The organism is Cellulomonas triticagri (assembly GCF_003696205.1).
Taxonomy (GTDB): Bacteria; Actinomycetota; Actinomycetes; order Actinomycetales; family Cellulomonadaceae; genus Cellulomonas; species Cellulomonas triticagri.
In genome coordinates, this window is sequence record NZ_RFFI01000096.1 from 1 (window position 1) to 16,898 (window position 16,898).

The 16,898-nt window shown below is 75.5% G+C and carries 17 protein-coding genes and 2 tRNA genes; 15 read left to right on the forward strand and 4 right to left on the reverse strand.

What is annotated here, in order from left to right; all coding sequences use genetic code 11:
* The 14 genes from EBM89_RS21345 to EBM89_RS15375 form a co-directional block, all read left to right on the forward strand.
* The coding region (locus EBM89_RS21345; protein WP_122150431.1) for a hypothetical protein at positions 1-945 on the forward strand (945 nt) is incomplete at its 5' end.
* Between the two features lie 105 nt (positions 946-1,050).
* The gene (locus tag EBM89_RS15310; RefSeq protein WP_122150433.1) at positions 1,051-2,499 is read left to right on the forward strand and encodes an NAD(P)/FAD-dependent oxidoreductase; all 1,449 of its coding nucleotides are present in this window, start codon (positions 1,051-1,053) and stop codon (positions 2,497-2,499) included.
* A gap of 245 nt (positions 2,500-2,744) precedes the next feature.
* Positions 2,745-2,818, forward strand: a tRNA-Leu gene (locus EBM89_RS15320).
* Between the two features lie 38 nt (positions 2,819-2,856).
* Positions 2,857-3,039: a hypothetical protein gene (locus tag EBM89_RS15325; RefSeq protein WP_122150435.1), complete on the forward strand. Its 183-nt coding sequence runs from the start codon at positions 2,857-2,859 to the stop codon at positions 3,037-3,039.
* Between the two features lie 58 nt (positions 3,040-3,097).
* Complete coding sequence (locus tag EBM89_RS15330) at positions 3,098-3,199, forward strand: LPXTG cell wall anchor domain-containing protein (RefSeq protein ID WP_122150437.1); 102 nt, start codon at positions 3,098-3,100, stop codon at positions 3,197-3,199.
* 83 nt (positions 3,200-3,282) lie between these two features.
* Positions 3,283-3,354 (forward strand) — tRNA-Gly (locus EBM89_RS15335).
* Between the two features lie 300 nt (positions 3,355-3,654).
* The gene (locus EBM89_RS15340) at positions 3,655-4,731 is read left to right on the forward strand and encodes a hypothetical protein (RefSeq protein ID WP_122150439.1); all 1,077 of its coding nucleotides are present in this window, start codon (positions 3,655-3,657) and stop codon (positions 4,729-4,731) included.
* A gap of 1 nt (position 4,732) precedes the next feature.
* Entirely contained in the window at positions 4,733-6,400 is a 1,668-nt protein-coding gene (locus EBM89_RS15345; RefSeq protein WP_122150441.1) for an efflux RND transporter periplasmic adaptor subunit, read from the forward strand.
* 47 nt (positions 6,401-6,447) lie between these two features.
* Positions 6,448-7,134 carry an ABC transporter ATP-binding protein gene (locus EBM89_RS15350; RefSeq protein WP_122150443.1) on the forward strand — a complete coding sequence of 229 codons (687 nt, stop codon included), beginning with the start codon at positions 6,448-6,450 and terminating at the stop codon, positions 7,132-7,134.
* A 29-nt stretch (positions 7,135-7,163) separates the two neighbouring features.
* Positions 7,164-8,420: an ABC transporter permease gene (locus EBM89_RS15355; RefSeq protein ID WP_122150457.1), complete on the forward strand. Its 1,257-nt coding sequence runs from the start codon at positions 7,164-7,166 to the stop codon at positions 8,418-8,420.
* A gap of 144 nt (positions 8,421-8,564) precedes the next feature.
* A complete protein-coding gene (locus EBM89_RS15360) occupies positions 8,565-10,067 on the forward strand; it encodes an MDR family MFS transporter (RefSeq protein WP_122150445.1) in 1,503 nt (500 codons plus the stop codon).
* Positions 10,068-10,299: 232 nt separating this feature from the next.
* Complete coding sequence (locus tag EBM89_RS15365; RefSeq protein WP_122150447.1) at positions 10,300-11,442, forward strand: glutathione-independent formaldehyde dehydrogenase; 1,143 nt, start codon at positions 10,300-10,302, stop codon at positions 11,440-11,442.
* 138 nt (positions 11,443-11,580) lie between these two features.
* Positions 11,581-12,369, forward strand: coding sequence for an ANTAR domain-containing protein (locus EBM89_RS15370; protein WP_147463572.1), 789 nt, complete (start codon positions 11,581-11,583; stop codon positions 12,367-12,369).
* Positions 12,370-12,581: 212 nt separating this feature from the next.
* A complete protein-coding gene (locus EBM89_RS15375) occupies positions 12,582-12,878 on the forward strand; it encodes a sulfurtransferase TusA family protein (protein ID WP_122150451.1) in 297 nt (98 codons plus the stop codon).
* Between the two features lie 27 nt (positions 12,879-12,905).
* Here EBM89_RS15375 and EBM89_RS15380 read toward each other — a convergent pair whose 3' ends face one another.
* Both EBM89_RS15380 and EBM89_RS22475 read right to left on the reverse strand, forming a co-directional pair.
* Positions 12,906-13,808: a siderophore-interacting protein gene (locus tag EBM89_RS15380; RefSeq protein ID WP_233571776.1), complete on the reverse strand. Its 903-nt coding sequence runs from the start codon at positions 13,806-13,808 to the stop codon at positions 12,906-12,908.
* Positions 13,809-13,958: 150 nt separating this feature from the next.
* The gene (locus EBM89_RS22475) at positions 13,959-14,420 is read right to left on the reverse strand and encodes a MarR family winged helix-turn-helix transcriptional regulator (RefSeq protein ID WP_305038148.1); all 462 of its coding nucleotides are present in this window, start codon (positions 14,418-14,420) and stop codon (positions 13,959-13,961) included.
* A 115-nt stretch (positions 14,421-14,535) separates the two neighbouring features.
* On the opposite strand from EBM89_RS22475, the gene EBM89_RS15390 reads away from it, so the two are divergent.
* The gene (locus EBM89_RS15390) at positions 14,536-15,759 is read left to right on the forward strand and encodes an MFS transporter (protein ID WP_122150455.1); all 1,224 of its coding nucleotides are present in this window, start codon (positions 14,536-14,538) and stop codon (positions 15,757-15,759) included.
* Positions 15,760-15,832: 73 nt separating this feature from the next.
* Here the strand turns inward: EBM89_RS15390 and EBM89_RS15395 are convergent, their stop codons facing one another.
* Both EBM89_RS15395 and EBM89_RS21350 read right to left on the reverse strand, forming a co-directional pair.
* Positions 15,833-16,552, reverse strand: a complete 720-nt coding sequence (locus tag EBM89_RS15395; protein WP_255414349.1) for a response regulator — start codon at positions 16,550-16,552, stop codon at positions 15,833-15,835.
* A partial coding sequence (locus EBM89_RS21350) for an ATP-binding protein (RefSeq protein ID WP_500778889.1) occupies positions 16,549-16,898 on the reverse strand: 350 nt, incomplete at its 5' end. The genes EBM89_RS15395 and EBM89_RS21350, both read right to left, overlap by 4 nt.

The window sequence follows — 16,898 nt, forward strand, 5'->3', positions numbered from 1 at the left end:
CAGGTGCCGGTGCGGCGCGGCCCGCGGGAGCGGCTGCGGGCCGGGCGCGCCGCCGTGCGGACGGTGGTGCTGCGGGCGACCGCCGGGCTCCGGGCGCAGCCCTGGTGGCCGGGGGTGCGGGACTTCGGGGTGGCCGTGCGGCCGCTGTGGTGGTTCCTGCGCGCCTGGGTGGTCTACCAGGTGGTGCTGCAGATGGTCGGCGGTCGGTACGCCAACGGCGGGGGCAAGGGCGGCTGGGTGCCGAGCGACCTGCTGACCTGGGTGGTGCTCGGCGCGCTCGTCGTCGTCAGTGTGCAGTGGGGGCGCGGGCTGTGGTTGCCGCGCTCCGGGCGCTGGCTGCCGACCGCCGTCGGCACCGGGGCGGTGGTGCTGCTGCTGCCCGCGATGATCTGGGCGTCGAACGGCTCGATCCGCTGGGACTACGGGAACGTCGAGCCCAGCGTGATCGGGTACCCGCAGAGCGACGGCGTGTGGGTGGACGGGATGCAGGTGAGCAACCTGTTCGTCTACGACGCCGAGGGCAACCCGCTGCAGGACGTCCAGGTCTACGACGACCGGGGCCGGGCCGTGCGCACGACCCTGGACGACGGCTGGGGCGGGGAGTACCAGCTGCCGGGCGTCGACCAGGCGTGGAGCTTCGTGCCGTCCTGGGACGCCGACGGGCGCAAGCGGTGGAACGTGTACCCGCTGTCCGGGGCGCCGGTGGAGGAGTTCGAGTGGACACCCGAGGGGGAGTGGACCCCGATGGGGACGACCCGCACGCCGCCGTGGCCGTTCGCGAAGGCCCCCGCGGTGCTCGAGGACGGTGCCCCGGGTGCCGCCGGCGACGGGACCGTGACCGACCCGGGCGCGGACACCGGCCCCGGGCAGGTCGTCGACCCCGAGGGTGGCGACGCGTCGACCCAGGACCAGAGTCCCGCACCGAGTGCCACCTCGACGCCGTAGGTCGTCCCAGGACCGCTCGCGATCCGCGCGATCCGGGACTTTGTGCCCAGAATCACGTGGCCTTGGGTTCGCGTTCAACAAGTCGTGGGACGTACCGTTGGACCCATGTCTGAGACCACCGTCACGAGCCCTGCGCCGCGGTCCGGGTCCACGTCCCGGAAGGTGCCGCGCATCGTCATCCTCGGCGGCGGGACCGTGGGGCTGTACTCGGCTCGGCGGCTGCGCCGTCGCCTGGGCAACCGGGAGGCCGCGATCGTCGTGGTCGACCCCCGCCCGTACATGACCTACGCCCCGTTCCTGCCGGAGGCCGCCGCCGGGTCCATCGACCCGCGCCACGTCGTCGCCCCGCACCGCCGTGCCCTCAAGGGCGTCGACGTGCTCCAGGGCAAGGTCAGCGAGATCAAGCACGGCGAGCGCACGGTCCAGGTGACGCCCGAGGAGGGCGAGCCGTACTGGATCACGTACGACCACCTCATCGTGGCGCTCGGCTCGGTGTCCCGCACGCTGCCCATCCCGGGTCTCGCGGAGCAGGCCATCGGCTTCAAGAACGTCGAGGAGGCCATCGCCGTCCGCAACCACGTCCTGGACCGGATCGACCGCGCGTCGTCCACCTGGGACCCGGAGCTGCGCCGCCGGATGCTGACCTTCACGTTCGTCGGCGGCGGGTTCGCCGGCGTCGAGGCCATCGCCGAGGTCGAGGACATGGCCCGCGACGCGGTCAAGCAGTACTCCTCGATCGAGGCCGACGACCTGCGCTTCGTGCTGGTCGAGGGCTCGCGCCGCATCCTGCCCGAGGTCTCCGAGGAGCTCGGCGGCTACACCCTCGAGCAGCTGCGCAAGCGCAACATCGAGGTCCACCTGTCCACGTTCCTCAACTCGTGCGTCGACGGCAACGTCGTCCTGTCGGACAAGACCGAGTTCGGCTCCGAGACCATCGTGTGGACCGCGGGCGTCAAGGCGAACCCGGTGCTCGCGAACTCCGACCTGCCGCTGGACAAGCTCGGCCGCGTCATCTGCCTGCCGACCCTGCAGATCGCCGACGCCGACGGCAACGTCGTCCCGGACGCCTACGCCGCCGGTGACTGCGCCGCCGTGCCGGACCTGCTGAACCCGGGCTCGTTCTGCCCGCCGAACGCCCAGCACGCCACCCGCGAGGGCAACCACCTGGCCGACAACCTGGCCCGGGTGCTGCGCAGCGCGGAGCCGACCGACTACAAGCACAAGAACATCGGTGCGGTCGCGTCGCTCGGCATGTACAAGGGCGTCGCGCAGTTCCTCGGCTTCATCAAGGTCCGCGGCCCGTTCGCGTGGTTCCTGCACCGCACGTACCACGTGTACGCGATGCCGACGCTGAACCGGAAGGTCAGCATCATCGCCGGGTGGACCGCGAACCTGCTGTGGCGCCGCGAGGTCGTCCCGCTGGGCTCGATGCACGACCCGCGCGCGGAGTTCCGCGCCGCGTCGGTGCCGCCGAAGCCCAAGGAGGAGCCGAAGGCCGCGGACCAGTCCGCCACGCCCGCCGCCGAGGTCAAGCCGGCCGCCGCGAAGGCCTGACGACCGCCGTCGACGCCCCGCCCCCCCCCCCCCGGGGGGGGGGGGGGGGGCGGGGGCGGGGGCGCCCCCGGGGGGCGCGGGGGGCGGTGGGGGGCCCCGCCCCCCGCCCCCGCCGCGTCCCCCCCCCCGCCCCCCGCCCCCCCCCCCCCCCCGCCGCCCCCCCCCCCCCCCCCCGCCCGGGGGGGGGGGGGCGTCGCCGCGTCCGGGGCCGCCACGGGCGTGCGCGGTGGCAGGATGTGGCCCGCGCCCCCGTAGCCCAACCGGCAGAGGCAGCCGGCTTAAACCCGGCCCAGTGCGGGTTCGAACCCCGCCGGGGGCACGCACGCGCGCGGCTGGGCGCGAGGAGAGGAGGTCGTCGTGAGCGAGCCGCCGAAGGGCACGCGCGTCTTCTTCTTCGTCGTCATCCCGCTCGCCTTCCTCGCGTGCCTGTGGCTCCTGCTCACCACGGACGACCCGAGCCCACGGCTCGTCATCGGCACGGTGGCGGGCGGGGTCGCGGTGATCGGGACCCTCGTGGTCCTGATGCGCCGCAAGGAGTGATCAGGCCAGAACGGGACGCTCGCCGAGCCCCGCGGCGGGCCCTCGAGAAGGAGGCGACGTGGTCGCAGAAGGCGGGACGCTGAGCCCGGTCCTGGCGGTCATCGGCCTCGTGGTGATCCTGGTCGCCGCGGGCTTCCTGTTCGCCCGTCGGAAGAGATGAGCCGTGCCCCTCGAGGGTCCAGGGAACGGAACCGATGGGGTAGAGTAGGCACCTGCTTCACGCCCCTCGGGGTGGTGGCGCGTGCGGATGTGGCGCAGTGGTAGCGCATCACCTTGCCAAGGTGAGGGTCGCGAGTTCGAATCTCGTCATCCGCTCCCGGTCGACGAGCCCGGACCCCCAGGGGTCCGGGCTCGTCGCTTTTCCCGGTGCGGCAGCGTCGTCGCAGGTCACGGGCGCGGGCGCGACGTCCACCCGGGGGTCTACCCCTGCCGGGCCCGTTTCCGTCCGCAGACGGACGCCCCGGCGCCCGCGCGCCACCTACGGTCGGGCCCGACGGACTGCGTGATCGCTACGCAACGGTGACCTGAACCGGCCCCACGGGGGCTCCGTCCACGCCATGCTGGGCGGGCCGCCGGTGGGGCAGCCGGCGTGCCCACCGACGAAGGAGCCTCTCGATGACGACGTCCCGTCCCACCCGACGCACGCTCGCCGTGGCCGCGACGGCGATGACCGCCGTGCTCGCGCTGGCCGGGTGCTCGAACGACGGCGGGGGAGGTTCCTCCTCGGGTGCGACCGAGTGGACCCCCGGCCCCCTGGACGAGATCCAGGCGCGGATCTACGGCTACTCGCTGGACGACCAGCGCTCGGACGAGGAGCTGCAGGAGGAGAACGACCGGCAGAACCGCCGGGTCGAGGAGCTCGTCGCGGCCTGCATGCAGGACGAGGGCTTCGAGTACACGCCGGCCGAGAACAGCGGCACGATCGTCAGCAGCAGCGACGACCTGGACGTCGAGTACGGCACCGTGGCGTTCGCCGAGGAGTACGGCTACGGGATCAGCACGGACCCGTGGGGCTACGCCGACATGCCGTCGGACGACGCGAACGAGTGGGTCGACCCGAACCAGGAGTACGTCGAGTCGCTGTCCGAGACGGCGGCGACGGCGTACCAGGAGGCGCTCTGGGGCCCGTCGGTCGAGTACGTCGAGGGCGAGGAGCCGCAGGAGTACGACTGGACGACGGCGGGCTGCTACGGCTCCGCGCAGCACGAGGTCTACGAGGGCGGGGACACCTCCGAGGAGTACGCCGGCCTGGAGGACGAGCTGAACCGCTTCTACGAGTCGGTGCAGTCCGACCCCCGCACGGTCGAGCTCGAGGACGCGTGGGCCTCCTGCATGGCCGACGCGGGCTTCGACGGGCTGACCTCGATGCAGGAGGCGACGGAGCCCCTGTACGAGGAGTGGAACGGCATGCAGGGCTGGGACGACCCCGAGTACGTGGCGGCGCAGGAGTCCTGGGACTGGGAGGCGGAGCCGGAGGGCCCGCCCGCGCCCGAGGTCGACGAGGCGGCGCTCGCGGCGTTCACGGCGAAGGAGATCGAGCAGGCGACGGCGGACTTCGGCTGCCAGGAGCAGGTGGAGTACACGAAGAAGAGCATCGAGATCAACCACGAGCTGCAGCAGGACTTCGTGGACGAGCACGGCGCGGAGCTCGAGGCGTGGGCCGCCGCCGCCGAGCAGGCACGGGGGAAGTGACGTGACGGAGCAGCACGGTGCCGGCGAGGTCGTGACGACCACGCCGGAGCCCACCGACGCCGCGCCCCCGCGGTGGCGCCAGGGCAACCGCACGCTGGTCGTGCTCGCGGGCGTGGCCGTGGTGAGCCTGGTCGCGGGCCTGGGGCTGTCGCGCCTGGTGCTGAACCCCGCGGAGGCGGCGGCGCGCACGGCGCCCCCGGAGGCCGGACCGATCACGGTGCCGGTGGAGAGCCGCGAGCTCAGCAACGACGTGACGATGCGCGGCGACGTGGTGTTCGACGACGCCGTCGACCTGCGGGTGGAGACGGCGGACCTCGGGGAGCGCGCGGTGGTCACCGGGCAGGTGCCCGAGGTGGGCGCGGACCTGGACGCGGGCTCGGTCGCGCTGGAGATCGCGGGTCGTCCCGTGCTGGTGCTGCCGGGCGGGCTGCCGACGTACCGCACGCTGCGCGTCGGGGTCTCCGGGCCGGACGTGGTGCAGCTGAAGCAGGCGCTCGGCGCGCTGGGCATCGGCGCGGGCGACGCCGGCTCCGACGTGTACGACGCGGCGACGGCCGCCGGGGTGACCGAGCTGTACCGGCGGGCGGGCTACCCGGCGCCGCAGCCGTCCTCGGAGGCGCAGGACGCCGTGGCGGGCGCCGAGCAGATGGTGCGCTCGGCGCAGGCCGAGGTCACGGCCGCGCAGGGTGCCCTGGCGAGCGCCGGGCGCGGGACCCGCGAGGGCGGCGCGGTCGAGTCCGCGGACGCCGCGGTGCGGTCGGCGGAGCGCGCCGTGGGCGTGGCGCAGGTCGCGCTGGACACCTGCGCGGGCGAGGAGTGCACGCCGACCGAGCGGGCGCAGCGCCAGATGACCCTGGACGACGCGCGCGACGCGGTCGGGGTGGCGCAGGCACAGCGGGCGGCGCTCGACGCGGCCCCGGACACCAGCAGCGAGTCGGCGGCCGTCGCGGCGGCGCACGACAACCTGGCCGAGGCCCGGCGGGCGCTGGAGGAGGCCCGGCAGGACACGGTCGTGGCGCTCCCGGCGAGCGAGGTGGTGTTCCTGGAGACGCTGCCGCGGCGCGTGGACGCGGTCTCGGTGCGGCGCGGCGGGACGGTCGAGGGCTCCGTCATGAGCGTGTCCGGCGCGACCCTGCAGGTCGTCGGGACGGCGGCGAAGGCCGACGCGGCGCTGCTGGAGGTCGGTGCGGTCGGCACCGCGGTGCTGGAGGGCGAGGAGGTCCCGGTGACGGTCACCGAGATCGCCGACGCGACCTCGGGCAGCGGGAGCAGCGGCGGCGAGGGCGGCGGCGAGGGCGAGAGCACCGCGGGGCGGATGACCGTGACCCTGCAGCCCGGGGACCTCACGCCCGAGCAGGTCGCGGCGTTCCAGGGCAGCAACGTCCGGGTGAGCATCCCGGTGTCCTCGACGGGTGGCGCGGTGCTGGCGGTGCCGCTCGCGGCGCTGACCGCCGGGCCCGGTGGGGAGTCCCGCGTCGAGGTGATGGGCGACGACGGGGAGTCGGCGCTGGTCGAGGTCGAGACGGGTCTCGCGGCGGGCGGCTACGTCGAGGTCACGGCGGCCGCCGGGTCGGCGCTCGCGGAGGGCGACCTGGTCGTCGTCGGGCAGGCGGGATCGGGGTCGTCCTCGGACGAGGAGTCCGCCGCGGCCGAGGACGCCGACGCGTGACGCTGCCCTTCCCGGAGCCGGCCACGGACCACGACGCCGCTCTCGCCGTGCTCGACGTCCCGCCGCCGGTGGTGGAGCTCCGCGACGTCGCCCGGGTGTTCCCGGGCGACCCGCCGGTGCACGCCCTGCACGCGAGCGACCTGCGGGTGGAGCGCGGCGACTACCTGTCGATCGTCGGCCCCTCGGGCTCCGGCAAGTCGACGCTGCTGCACCTGCTCGGGCTGCTCGACCGCCCGACGTCGGGGGAGTACCTGCTGGACGGCGAGCCGACGTCGCAGGCGTCCGAGGCGCGGCGCACCGCGCTGCGCGGCGGGCGGATCGGGTTCGTGTTCCAGCAGTTCCACCTGCTGCCGCACCGGTCCGTGCTGGACAACGTGCTGCTGGCGACCCTGTACAGCGGCGTGCCGCGGGCGGAGCGCCGGGCGCGGGCGCTGGCGGCGCTGGAGCGGGTGCACCTGGGGCACCGGCTGCGGTTCCTGCCGACGACCCTGTCCGGCGGCGAGCGGCAGCGCGTGGCGGTCGCCCGCGCGGTCGTGGCGTCCCCGGGCGTGCTGCTGGCGGACGAGCCCACGGGCAACCTCGACACGCACAACTCCGCGGAGGTGCTCGACCTGTTCGACGAGCTGCACGGCGACGGGCTGACGCTCGTGGTCATCACGCACGACGACGTCGTCTCGGACCGGGCGCACCGCCGGGTGCGGATCGCCGACGGCCGCCTGACGGAGCTCGCGTGAGCGCCCCGGCGACGGCGCCCGAGGCGCCCGTGACCGCGACGCCGCCCGACGGGCGCGTCACCCGGCGCGCGGACCGGTTCGGGCTGCGCGACCTGGCGTCCGAGGCGGCGGCGGGGATCGACGCACGGCCGGGCCGGCTGTTCCTGACGATCCTGGGCACGGTGCTGGGCATCGCGTCGGTGGTGGTCACGATCGGGCTGGCGCAGACGGCGGCGGGGCAGATCGCCCGCCGGTTCGACGCGGTCGCGGCGACGCAGGCCATGGCGTCGCCGAGCACCACCCGGGGCGCTGACGGCAACGCGCGGGCGACCGCGCCGCTGCCGTGGGACGCGGACGTGCGGGCGGAGCGGCTGGCGGGCGTCGAGGCGGCGGGGCTGGTCGCGGCGGTGGACGTCGGCGGCGTCGCGGTGACCGCGGTGCCGGTGAACGACCCGTCCGCCCCGGCGACGACCTCCGCGACGGTGCTGGCGGCGAGCGGCGACCTGCTGGACGCGGTGCGCGGCGAGGTGGTGACCGGGCGGTTCTTCGACTCCGGGCACGACGCGCGCGCGGACCGGGTGGTGGTGCTGGGCTCGCGGGCCGCGGAGCGCCTGGGGGTGTCCCGGGTGGACCGGCAACCGTCGGTGTTCATCGGGGACCGGTCGTACACGGTGATCGGCGTCGTGGACGGGATGCAGCGGCGCACGGACCTGCGGGACGCCGTCGTGCTTCCGCTGGGGACGGCGCGCGCGGACTTCGGACTGCCCGCCCCGGAGGAGCTGCACCTGCGGATCGCCGTGGGCGCGGGGCCGGTGGTGGGCGAGCAGGTGCCGGTGGCGCTGTCCCCCAACTCCCCGGAGACGGTGTCGATGCAGGTCCCCGGTGGCGGCGGGGGCGTGCGCGACGACGTGCAGGCGGACATCAGCACGATCTTCCTGGCGCTCGGCGGGGTGGCCCTGCTGATCGGCGGGCTCGGGATCGCGAACGTCACGCTGCTGTCGGTGATGGAGCGGGTCGGGGAGATCGGCCTGCGCCGGGCGCTCGGCGCGCGGCGCCGGGACATCGCGGCGCAGTTCATGCTGGAGTCGGCGACCGTCGGGCTCCTGGGCGGCATGGTCGGTGCGGCCCTGGGCGTGGCGGCGGTGGTGGTCGTGTCGGCGGCGCAGTCGTGGACGCCGATCCTGCACCTCGGCGTGGTGCTGGCCTCGGCGGCGGGCGGTGGGGTGATCGGGCTGCTGGCGGGGATCTACCCGGCGGTGAAGGCGGCGTCGGTGGAGCCGATCGCCGCGCTGCGGGGCGGGGTCTGAGGCCCGGGGAAAAACGCTCGGGAATCCTCTCCGCGTCTGGGACGTTGGTCCTGTCGCGCGCCTCCCTCGGGGGCCTGGTGGGCTCGACGCCCCGGCCCTCCCCAGCGCGCGACTCACCGACGACACCACCCGCGAGGGAGACCCATGTCCACGCACGACGACACCGCGCTGCGCGAGCGCACGCCCGGCCTCGTCCCGGACGCCCGGCCCGACCGGCTGCCGCCCGGCGACAAGACCCTGATCGGCCTGCTGCTGGTCGCCGGCTTCACCGTGATCCTCAACGAGACCGTCATGGGCGTCGCCCTGCCCGTGCTCATGAAGGACCTCGGCGTCACCGCCGCGACCGGCCAGTGGCTGACCACCGGCTTCATGCTGACGATGGCCGTGGTCATCCCCGCGACCGGCTACATCATGGGCCGGTTCCGGCTGCGCCCGATCTTCATCACCGCGATGTCCCTGTTCACCCTGGGGACCGCCATCGCGGCGGCGGCGCCGGGCTTCGGCGTGCTGCTGGTCGGCCGCGTCGTGCAGGCGAGCGGCACCGCGGTGATGCTGCCCCTGCTGATGACGACGGCGCTGACCCTGGTGCCGCCGAGCATCCGCGGCCGCATCATGGGCACGATCTCGATCGTCATCTCGGTGGCCCCGGCCATCGGTCCGACCATCTCCGGCCTGGTGCTCTCGCAGCTGACGTGGCGGTGGATCTTCATCGTCATGCTGCCGGTCGCGGTCGTGGCGCTGAGCCTCGGCGCGTGGAAGGTCCGCGACGTCACGACGCCGCACCGCACCCGCCTGGACGTGCTGTCCCTGGCGCTGTCGGCGGTCGGCTTCGGCGCGCTGATCTTCGGGCTGTCGAGCATCGGCGAGTCCGCGGGCGGGCACGTGCTGATCGCCCCGTGGATCCCGATCTCGGTCGGCGTCCTGGCGCTGGTGCTCTTCGCGTGGCGGCAGATCGGCCTGCAGGAGTCCGCGGACGGGCCGCTGATGGACCTGCGCGTGTTCGCGCGGCGCTCCTACACGGTGTCGGCCCTGGTGCTGGTCATCGGGTTCATGGCGATGTTCGGCGCGCTGATCGTGCTGCCGATCTTCCTGCAGCAGGTCCTGGAGCTCGGCACCCTGGAGACGGGTCTGCTGCTGCTCCCGGGTGGTCTGACGATGGGTGCGCTGTCCCCGGTGGTGGGCCGCCTGTACGACCGGGTGGGCCCGCGCCCGCTGGTCACGCCGGGCGTGCTCGCGCTGAGCGCGGGCCTGTGGCTGCTGTCGACGCTGCACCCGGGCACGCCGTCCGCCGCGGTGGTGGGCGTGCACGTGCTGCTGAGCATCGGCCTGGCGTTCATGATCACGCCGCTGTTCACCTCGGCGCTGGGCTCGCTGCCGCGCGACCTCTACGGGCACGGCTCGGCCATCGTCAACACGATGCAGCAGCTCGCGGGCGCCGCGGGCACCGCGCTGTTCATCACGGTGCTGTCCACGACGACGGCGGCGCGCCATGCCGCGGGCGCGGACCTGCTCAGCGCGACCGCGGACGGCGTGCAGAGCGCGTTCCTGTGGGGCGGCGTCGTGTCGCTGGTCGCGGTGGGCGCGTCGCTGCTGGTCCGGCGTCCGCCGGCCTCCGCCGAGGGCGACGCCCCGGTGGCGATGCACTGACACCCCCGCGCGCGACGTCGGGCCGGTGACCTCCGTGGTCGCCGGCCCGACGTGCGTCCGGGGCGCACGCGCCCGATGGGCCCGGGGCGCCCGGGCGAGACGCCGCACGCGCGCCGTGCCCCGGCCCCCAGATGCCGGACGGGCGCGCGGCCCGCAGGATCGAGGGGACCCGCCGTGCAGCCACGCGCGGCAGCGAGCGCGGGCCCGACCGGCCCGCCGAGGGAGGTCCACCATGCGCGCAGTCGTCTACCGCGGCCCGAACCAGGTCGAGGTCACCGACGTCCCGGACGCCCGGATCGAGCGGCCCACCGACGTGCTCGTCCGCATCACCACCACCAACATCTGCGGCTCCGACCTGCACATGTACGAGGGCCGCACCTCCGTCGAGGAGGGCACCGTCTTCGGGCACGAGAACATGGGGGTCGTCGAGGAGGTCGGCTCCGCGGTCACCCGGATCCAGGTCGGCGACCGGGTCTCGGTGCCGTTCAACATCGCCTGCGGCACCTGCCGCAACTGCCTGAGCGGCTGGACGTCGTTCTGCCTGCGCACCAACCCGACGGAGGGCATGGCGGGCGCGGCCTACGGCTACGCGAACATGGGTCCGTACGACGGCGGCCAGGCCGAGGTGCTGCGCGTCCCGTACGGCGACGTCAACCTGCTCGAGCTGCCCGAGGGCACCGAGCACGAGAACGACTTCACCATGCTGAGCGACATCTTCCCGACGGGCTGGCACGGCACCGAGCTCGCCGGGATGCGCGAGGGCGACGACGTCGCGGTGTTCGGCGCCGGGCCGGTCGGCCTGATGGCTGCGCACAGCGCGCTGATCCGCGGGGCGTCGCGGGTGTTCGTGGTCGACAAGGAGCCCGACCGGCTGCGGCTCGCCGAGAGCATCGGCGCCCAGGCGGTCGACCTGTCCGCCGGGGACCCCGTCGAGCAGATCACCGAGGCCACGCTCGGGCGCGGGGTCGACTGCGGCGTGGAGGCCGTGGGCTACCAGGCGCACGACGCCTCGGGGGAGGAGCACCCGGAGCTCGTGCTCGACAACCTCGTGTCCGTCGTCCGGGCGACCGGTGGCATCGGCGTCGTGGGCGTGTACCTGCCGGAAGACCCGGGCGCGCGGGACGAGGCCGCGCGGCAGGGGCGGATCGGGTTCGACTACGGCTCCTTCTTCATGAAGGGGCAGCACATGGGCACCGGCCAGGCACCGGTGATGCGCTACAACCGGCAGCTGCGGGACCTGATCGTCGCCGGGCGGGCCACGCCGGGGTTCATCGTGTCCCACGAGCTGCCGCTGGAGGAGGCCGCCGAGGGGTACGCGCGGTTCGACGCCCGGGAGGACGGCTGGACCAAGGTGCTGCTGCGCCCGGGCGCCTGACACCGCGCCGCGGGTGAGGGAGTCCTCGGCGTGTCGCCCGGCGTGTCACCCGTTCGGGTGGCACGCCGGGGCGGGCGGGGCGACGATGAGGGCCCTGTGCAGGGTCGCGCAGGTCGCGACGACGCGAGGGTGATCACCATGAGCAGGGCCGGGACCGACGAGGTCGCACCGTCCGACGCCGACGCCTCGCTGGACGCGCTGGTGCACACCCTCACCCAGGAGGCCGGGCGCACGCTCGGCGTCGACGCGCAGGCGTGCGCGACCGCCACCGTGCGCGGGGCCGACCGCTGGCTCGCCGCCGGGTCGGTCGCGGTCGCCCGGTGCGACGGCGCGCAGGACCGCCCGCGCCAGGGCCCCCGCTACGACCTGCGCCGGACCGACGAGCCCGTGGTGGTGGCCGACCTGGTCGCCCCGTTCGACGCCGCGGTGCGCGCCGACGAGGTGGACGACGGCCGCTGGCCCGTCTGGGCGCACGCCTGCCGGGTGCAGGGCTTCCGCTCGGTGGCCTACGTCGCGGGCGTGCACCGCGACGTGGTCGTGCGCCTGGGGCTGTACGCCCGGCAGGTGCAGCCGTGGGCGGGACTGCTCGACCGCGCGGCCGGGCTCGCGCAGGGCATCGCGTCGGTGGTCGCGGTGCGCGAGCAGGTCGTGGCGCTGGCGCAGGCCATGGACGACCTGCTCGACTGCACGCGCTCCCGGGCGCTGGTGGACCAGGCCGTCGGCGTCGTCATGCGCGAGCGCGGCTGCGACGCGCCCACGGCCATGGGGCTGCTGACCTCGGCCGCGACCTACCGGGACCTCCGCGAGCTCGCCGCGGACCTGGTCGCCGGCGGGACCCGCGACCGGGCCGCCGCCGCCCGGTCGGTGCGGGACGCCGCGCTGGCCCGCGCGGGCAGCACCGCACCGCTGGTGGGCCTCACGGCCTGACGCCACCCTGATCCGCCGGCCCTCCGGGGGCCGGTGTCCTCGACCGCCACGGCGCGCGACACCCCCGTCCCCGCGCCGTGGCGGTCGTCGTCGTGCCCGGGAGGGCCGACGGGCGGCGCGACGGAGATCACATCCACGCGCAACGCCGATGATGTCGCGGGTTCCACCCGGGCGGGCGGGGTGGCAGCACCCGGCGCGGCTACAGTCGGCCCGTGATCGTGCACGTCGACGGCGGGGACCTCGGCTGCGCCCGGCTGCTGGTGCTGCTGCGGGCGCGCGCCCGCGACCTCGACCCCGGGACCGTCGTGCACCTGACGACGTCCGACCCCGTCGCCCCGATCGACCTGCCCGCCTGGTGCCGGATGACCGGGCACCGGTACCTCGGGCCTGTCGGCGACGTCGCCCCCGGGCCGGACGGGGCGCCGCGCACGACGTACGCGGTCGAGGTCGGGGCGGACGCCCGGGCCACGGACCCGGACCGCCCCTGGCACCTCGCGCCCGACGCCTGACCCGGCCCGGCCGTCCGGGGAGCGGGCTCAGGCGAGGCCCGCGGCCGCCTCCGCGTCCTCGATGCCGCGCAGCCAGTCGCGCTTGCCCGCGCGCCAGCCCTCGTCCGCGTCGCCGAGCCGCCAGTACCCGGAGATCGACAGGTCGTCCTTCGTCATGCCGCGCTCGACCCGCAGGTAGCGGCGCAGGTCGCGCACCGCGCCCGCCTCGCCGTGCACGAACGCCTGCACCCGCCCGTCCGGCCAGGGCAGCGCGAGCACGGTCTCGACCAGCCGCGCGCCGGGGGCGCCGGCGGTGTGCACCCAGTGCACGGTCACGCCGTCGGGCACGGTGAGCGGCTGCTCCTCCTCGGGCCCGGCGACCTCGAGCACGACGGTGCCCCGCGCGGTGTCGCCGAGCCGCTCCAGGGCGACCGCGACGGCGGGCAGCGCGGAGGCGTCGCCGACCAGCAGGTGGTGGTCCGCGGCGGGGTCGGGGCTGTACCCGCCGCCGGGGCCGACGACCACGATCTCGTCGCCCGGCGCGGCGCTCGCCGCCCAGGGGCCGGCGAGCCCGGCGTCGCCGTGCACCACGAAGTCCAGGGTGAGCGTCAGCTCCAGGTCGTCCCACGCGCGCACGGTGTAGGTGCGCATGCGCGGCTGGTGCTCGGGCGGCAGCGCGGCCCGGGCGGACTCCAGGTCGACGCGCCCGTCGGGGGTGGTCCAGGCGGCGAGGGCGTCCGCGCCGGACGGCGTCGCGCCGATCTCGGGCGCGAGCACGACCTTGACGTAGGAGTCGGCGTGCGGCGACGGCTCGTAGCCGCCGAGGCCGGGGCCGCCCAGGATGATCCGGACCATCTCCGGGGTGAGGCGCTCGGTGCGCAGCACGGTGGCGCGCAGTCCGGTGGCGCCCTTGCGGCGGGGAGCGGGTGGGGCGGCGGGGTCGAGGGTCACGCGGGGCACCTTCCGGGTTCTCGGGTGCCGGACGGGTGCGGCGGGACGGCGCGCATCTGCGCGCGGCGCGCGGCCCCGGGGGCGTAGGCCGGTGCGCCGCCCTCGACCCTAGGCGCTGCGCCGCCGCGCGTCACGTGCGCGCGGGGCGGGTCAGCGCGTGAGGTTGGCGCGTGCCCAGGTGTCGACGTCGGCGTTGAGGCGGGTCAGCAGCCGGGCGAGGTCGGCGCGGTCGGCGCCGGTCCAGCCGTCGAGGATCTGCCCGTACAGGTCGGCGCGGACCTCGCGGGTGCGGGCGAGGGCGGCCCGGCCGGCGTCGGTGGGCTGCACGATGGTGACGCGCCCGTCGGTGGGGTCGGTGCTGCGGGTGACGAGCCCGGACTGCTCCATGGCGAGGACCTGGCGGGTGACGGTCGACGGGTCGAGCCGCAGCGCCTCGGCGATGCCGTTGACGCTCGCGGGCCCGTCGGCGGCGAGCACGCCGAGCACGAGGTACGCCGACCGCTCGAGCTCGCCCTGCTGCCGCGTGGAGGAGCGCCGGGTGCGCTCGGAGAGCCGGAGCAGCATCGCCACCTGGCCCTCGATGGTCTGCACGGCGTCGTCCTGCTGGTGCACGGTCCCCCCTCTGCTCGGTGTGACCCCCTCGGCTGTGCGCATCCTCGCACGTCCCGCCCGGCTAATCGCTGTATGATACAGATAAAACGTCACCGCACCCCGGGGGAGGACCCGCATGCCCAGCCGGCACCACGAGCCGCACCGCACCGCCATCTACGCCACCGCGCTCACCGCGTTCTTCGCCATCGCGGGCATCGCCGTGGTCGACCCGATCCTCCCGGTCATCGGTGCCGAGATCGGCGCGTCCACCTGGCAGATCGAGCTGCTGTTCACCGCGTACCTGCTGGTCATGGCCGTCGGGATGATCCCGGCCGTCATCGCCACCGGCCGGTTCGGCTACCGCGCCGTCCTCGCCGCCGGCGTCAGCACCGTCGCCGTCGCCGCCGGGCTCGCCGCCCTGTCGGGCACCATCGGGCAGCTCGCCGTGCTGCGCGGGCTGTGGGGTCTGGGCAACGCGATGTTCTTCGCGACGGCCATGGTGCTGCTGGTCGCGCTCGCCGCCGACCGCGAGTGGGTCGTCGAGCTGTTCGAGACCTGCGTCGGCCTCGGCTTCGCGGTCGGCCCGCTGCTCGGCGGCCTGCTCGGGCAGATCTCCTGGCGGGTCCCGTTCGCGGCGTGCGGCGGGCTCATGCTCATCGCCCTGGCGGTGTCGGTGACCCGGCTGCGGGACCCGCAGGAGCCGCCCACCGCCCTGACCCTGCGCGACGTGTGGCAGCCGTTCCGCCGCCCGGCGTTCCGGGTGCTGTGCGTCGTCACCGCCGCGTACAACTTCGTGTTCTTCGTCGTGCTCGGCTACACCCCGGTGTTCCTCGGCCTCGGCGTCATCCCGCTCGGCCTGGTGTTCACCGCCTGGGGCATCGGCTTGGCCGTCGGCATCCTCGTCGTCGGCCACCGGCTCGCGCACCGCATCGGGGCCGTCGCGACCGTCGGCGTCGCCGTCGCGGGGCTGCTGGTCACGCTCGTGCTGCTCGCCACCAGCGCCGGGACCGCCGAGTCCGTCGTCGTCCTCGTGCTCGCCGGGGTGTGCATGGGCATCGCCAACGCCAACCTCACCGACCTCGCGCTCGGGCTCGGCGGCGCCGAGCGGCGCACCACGACCGCTGCGTTCAACCTGGTCCGCTGGGGCTGCGCGGCCCCGGCCCCGGTGATCGCGGGCCTGCTGCACCCCGTCAGCGCGACCGCACCGTACTGGGTCGCCGCCGGGGTGCTCGTCCTCGGTCTCGCGGTGTTCGCGTGGCGCGGGCACACCATGGCGACCGGCGTCGGCGAGCGCCTGGCCTGGAACCGCGCCGCGCGCGCCGCCGAGGGCACCCCGGAGGAGGCCCTGGGCGAGGCGTGAGCGGCCGTCGCCCCGGGCGGGCGGCGGGGCCGTCCGTCACGTCGTGGGCGCGCCGGGAGCGCAGCCGCGCGGGTCAGCGCCCGACGAGGCCGGACTCGAACGCCAGCACGACCGCCTGCACCCGGTCCCGGACGCCGAGCTTCGCGAGGATCCGCCCGACGTGCGTCTTCACCGTCGCCTCCGACAGGAACAGCCGCTCCGCGACCTCCGCGTTCGACAACCCCTCGGCCACCGCGAGCAGCACCTCCCGCTCCCGGTGCGTGAGGTCCGCCAGCCGCGGGTCCTCGCGCGGGGCCGCCGGGGCGCCCGCGTCGGCGGGCAGCTCCTGCGCGAACAGCTCGAGCATCCGGCGGGTCACCCGCGGGGCCATCACGGCGTCGCCCGCCGCGACCGAGCGGATCGCCCCGACCAGCTCCGCCGGGCGCGCGTCCTTCAGCAGGAACCCGCTGGCCCCCGCGCGCAGCGCCGCGAACGCGTACTCGTCCAGGTCGAACGTCGTGAGGATCAGCACCCGCGACGACGACCCCGACGCCACGATCCGCTCGGTCGCCTCGATGCCGTTCGTGCCGGGCATCCGCACGTCCATGAGCACGACGTCGGGCCGCAGCGCCTCGACCTGGCGCAGCGCCTCGGCGCCGTCGCCCGCCTCGCCGACCACGACCACGTCGCCCGCGTCCTCCAGCACCAGCCGGAACCCCATGCGCAGCAGGGCCTGGTCGTCGACGAGCAGCACGCGCACGGGTGCGCCGCCGGTGCCGCCGGTGTCCGGGGCGGCGTCGGGGGTGCTGGTCACGCGGGCTCCTCGGAGGTCGGGCGGGGCGTCGGGGCGGGGGTCGTGCCGGGTGCGGTGCCAGGGACCGTGCCGGGTGGCGTGCCGGGTGCCGGGGGCGGGGTGCCCGCCGGAGCGTCCTCCGTGCGCAGCTCGACGTGCACCCGCCAGCCCGCGCGGTGCGGACCGGCGCTGACGGAGCCACGGTAGACCGCGGCGCGCTCCCGCATCCCCACGATGCCGCGCCCGGTGCGCACCGGTGCCACGGCCACGCCGTCGACCGGCGGCGCGTCGTCCGTGCGGGTGCGCATCGGGTCCGCGCCGCGCCGATCGCTCAGCCGCTCGCCGAGCCGGGCCAGCCGGCCGCCGT